Source organism: Rahnella sp. Larv3_ips, from assembly GCF_003697865.1.
In the GTDB taxonomy this organism is placed as follows: domain Bacteria; phylum Pseudomonadota; class Gammaproteobacteria; order Enterobacterales; family Enterobacteriaceae; genus Rahnella; species Rahnella rivi.
The window spans coordinates 195,714-199,559 of the sequence record NZ_MJIB01000011.1 but is presented as its reverse complement, the minus strand read 5'-3'; the positions used below and the strand labels follow the sequence as shown (position 1 = coordinate 199,559).

The window sequence follows — 3,846 nt, the reverse complement described above, 5'->3', positions numbered from 1 at the left end:
AGGTGCTGCGGCGGCGACCACGGAAAAAGGCTATCCGATAAATAATTTTGTCGGCGTGATTTTCGTTACCTGGGGTCCGAATGCGACGCAGCAAATAGCTTTCAATAACAACGGGCGGCAATTCACCCGCTCTATGACGGGGGCGTGGAACGGTGTTGATGGTCCATGGTCTGCCTGGAATGAGATTTACTGTCAGGCCAACAAACCGACACCGGCTGACGTCGGCGCGTTACCGGCGGGCGGAACGGCTGTGTCAGCGTCCAAACTCGCCACCGCCCGGAAGATTGCCGGTGTGGCCTTTGACGGCACCAAAGACATCAACCTCACCAACTCGAATGTCGGGCTGGGGAATGTCGGGAACTTTGCCGCTGTTCAGCAAGGCGGCGGTGCCGGTATGAAGAGCAATAAAGTCTATCTCGGCTGGACGGGTTCGAAGGTAAAAATTCAGGTAGATGCTTCTGATATGGGAGAGGTTTACACCACCAATTTCCCGCCGCCGCAGCAAGATTTGTCAGGGTATGCTCGCCGTGATTGGATCACCTATGTTGGCCTCGAGGCTGATAACCCAAATGCCCCTTACATGAGGCGTGCATCAAATAATGCGCTGGTTTATTTAGCAACCAGCGCCTGGTCGGACTCTCGCTTTATTTATGACGTGCAGCGCGGCAGCCAGGCGCTGGAGAATGCGGGATGGACGGCGCAACAGAACTGGGAAGCGCCTACCGGTTGTTTCATGACGGGGTTAAATATCCGCTCGGATATGGGCGACTGCCGAATGATGGGGAAATACTACCGCGCATTAATGATTAGAACGGCCAGTGGAAGCTGGCGTCAGGTGGGTAACTAAGATGATCACATTTAAAAATATCAAAATTTCTAAGCAGGTTTTAGAAGATGGCATCCCCCTTCCCGTCATGTATTTCGAAGATGAAACAGGTCAGGACTGGTACACGCTACGCGACAAAAAATGGCAGGGCGAAAACTGTTTCATTGCCGTTGGTGCTGACGGATTTATTTCTACCTGGTCGGATAACCCGAACTTTCTCACCCTATCCGAAGGCGTGAGCATTTACGAAATCAGCCGCGAAGCGCTGCCGGAAGATGTCAGTGATCACCCTTACAGCTATGCAAACGGCGAGTTCGTGAAATTTGTACAGCCGGCGATTGAAGTCGCCGCGCAGCAAAAAAATACGTTGCTCAGCCAGGCCGCCGCCGCCATTGCCCCGCTACAGGATGCGGTTGATGTTGACGACGCCACCGACGAGGAACTGGTGAGCCTGAAAGCCTGGAAGAAATACCGCGTTGCGCTGAATCGCCTGGATTTATCCGCTGCGCCGGATATCGACTGGCCTGCTGTACCTGAATAAATTGATCGCTGAAAACGATCAATTACGGATAATTGATCAGTAGTAACTATTTGAACATATCCCGCATATGTCTAAGGATATCCCCAGACTTTTTAGGAGGATGAAATGGAATTAAACCAGGAAGAAGCGGAGATAGTTGCGGGATTTATCGCGGCAAACTGGGCGGCATTTTCACAAGCCGCTGAGGGCGTGATATCCGTTTGCGCTTTGCACCGGCTGGCTGAAAAATTAGGGTTGGAGAATTAACTCCCCCCGCTTTTCAATTCTATTGACCACTGCCCCCACGAGGGGCTTTTTTGTATCTGGCCTTCACCACGTTGTGCCATTTCCCACACACCCCGCCCGCCGTGCCTGCGCGTACACAACACGCGATGATTGACCTCACCCCAATCACAGGAAAAAACACCATGGCTGATTATCATCACGGTGTGCGCGTTGTTGAAATCAATGACGGCACCCGCGTTATCTCCACCGTTTCCACCGCCATCATCGGGATGGTCTGCACCGCAGAAGATGCCGACGCCGACGCGTTCCCGCTCGATACGCCGGTGCTTATCACCAACGTACTGACCGCCGCAGGCAAGGCCGGTAAAACCGGCACACTCCGCGCCTCATTGATGGCAATTGGCAACCAGGCGAAACCCGTTGTCGTTGTCGTGCGCGTGGCAGAAGGTGACACCGAGGCGGAAACCACCTCCAACATCATCGGCGGCACCGACGCCACCGGCATGTATACCGGCATGAAAGCCCTGCTGTCTGCTCAGACTGAACTCGGTGTGAAGCCGCGCATTCTCGGCGTGCCGGGGCTGGATAATCTGGAGGTCGCGACGGCGCTCGGTGCCGTTTGTCAGCAGCTGCGCGCCTTTGGCTACGTCAGCGCATACGGCTGCAAGACCGTGTCCGATGCCATCAAGTACCGCGAGAATTTCAGCCAGCGTGAGCTGATGGTCATCTGGCCGGATTTTGTCGCCTGGAACACCACCACGAACGCCAGCGACATCGCGCCCGCCACCGCCTATGCCCTCGGCCTGCGTGCCAAAATCGACACCGAAACCGGCTGGCATAAAACTCTGTCCAACGTCGGCATCAACGGCGTGACCGGCCTGTCCGCCAGCGTCTATTGGGATTTGCAAACCACCGGCACCGACGCCGATCTGCTGAACCAGGCGTGCGTCACCACCCTTATCCGCAAAGGCGGCTTTAAGTTCTGGGGGCAGCGCACCTGCTCTGACGATCCGCTGTTCCTGTTTGAGAACTACACCCGCACCGCGCAGGTGCTGGCGGACACCATGGCCGAAGCCCACTTGTGGGCAATGGACAGGCCAATGACCCCGACGCTTATCAAAGACATGATTGCGGGCATCAACGCCAAACTGCGCGAAATGAAAACCGCCGGGCTGATCATCGACGGCACCTGCTGGTATGACGCGGAGGCTAACACCGTTGAAACCCTGAAAGCGGGCAAGCTGTTCATTGATTACGACTATACGCCGGTGCCACCGCTGGAAGATTTAACCCTGCGTCAGCGCATCACCGATCAGTACCTGGCGACGTTCGCCACGGCCATCAACAGCTAAGAGGCGCTAAACCATGGCACTGCCAAAGAAACTGAAATACCTGAACTTGTTTAACGATGGTCACAACTACGTCGGCGTGGTCAGCGCGCTGACGTTGCCAAAGCTGACACGCAAGCTGGAGAACTATCGCGGCGGCGGCATGAACGGTGCCGCGCCGATTGACTTCGGGCTGGACGACGACGCGCTGACGCTGGAATGGACGATGGGCGGGCTGGATACGTTGGTGCTCCAGCAGTGGGGGGCGGTTGACGCTACGCCGCTGCGCTTTGCCGGTTCCTTCCAGCAGGACGACACCGGCGAGACGCTCGCGGTGGAGGTCGTGATGCGCGGGCGTCACAAAGAGATTGATTTTGGCGAGTACAAACAGGGCGAAGACACCGAAACCAAAGTGTCCACCCAGTGCACCTATTTCAAGCTGAGCATCAACGGGCAGGACGTGATCGAGGTGGACACCGTGAACATGGTGGAAATCGTCAACGGCACTGACCGCCTGGCGGAGCACCGCAAAAACATCGGCCTGTAAACCCTGAGCAGCGCCGGTTCGCGGCGCTGCTATACCCCTTACGATTTAAGAGAATGTCATGAAGCAGATTAATGAAACCGCTATGGAAAACGAAAACGTCATTACCCTGGAAGAACCGATCGCCCGTGGCGAGATGGTGATTAGCCAGGTTGAAATCATCAAACCAAACGCCGGTCATCTGCGCGGCATCGGCCTTGCCTCCTTGTCGAATGCGGACGTTGACGCGCTGGTGACTGTGCTGCCGCGCATCACGCTGCCGATCCTCACCAAACAGGAGTGCAACGCGCTTTGCCTGCCCGACCTTATCGCACTGGCGAGTAAGGTGGTCGGTTTTTTATCGCCGAAATCGGAACAGTAAAACTGCCCGCCTCTTTGATAG

General features: G+C 55.9%; 5 protein-coding genes and 1 pseudogene. All 6 read left to right on the top strand.

All coding sequences use genetic code 11. The annotated features are described in order from the left end of the window. A pseudogene (locus tag ED901_RS15835) lies at positions 1-847 on the top strand (phage tail protein); the annotation flags it as partial. A 1-nt stretch (position 848) separates the two neighbouring features. Further along, entirely contained in the window at positions 849-1,367 is a 519-nt protein-coding gene (locus ED901_RS15830; protein WP_122096482.1) for a tail fiber assembly protein, read from the top strand. A 105-nt stretch (positions 1,368-1,472) separates the two neighbouring features. Next, positions 1,473-1,613, top strand: coding sequence for a hypothetical protein (locus tag ED901_RS25155; protein ID WP_162997881.1), 141 nt, complete (start codon positions 1,473-1,475; stop codon positions 1,611-1,613). Positions 1,614-1,774: 161 nt separating this feature from the next. After that, positions 1,775-2,944 (top strand): phage tail sheath protein, encoded by a 1,170-nt coding sequence (locus ED901_RS15825; protein WP_122096481.1) that lies wholly within the window; start codon positions 1,775-1,777, stop codon positions 2,942-2,944. A gap of 13 nt (positions 2,945-2,957) precedes the next feature. After that, positions 2,958-3,467, top strand: coding sequence for a phage major tail tube protein (locus tag ED901_RS15820; protein ID WP_112168785.1), 510 nt, complete (start codon positions 2,958-2,960; stop codon positions 3,465-3,467). 82 nt (positions 3,468-3,549) lie between these two features. Next, on the top strand, positions 3,550-3,825 hold the full coding sequence (locus ED901_RS15815) for a phage tail assembly protein (RefSeq protein ID WP_122096495.1): 276 nt from the start codon (positions 3,550-3,552) through the stop codon (positions 3,823-3,825). Positions 3,826-3,846: the final 21 nt, after the last annotated feature.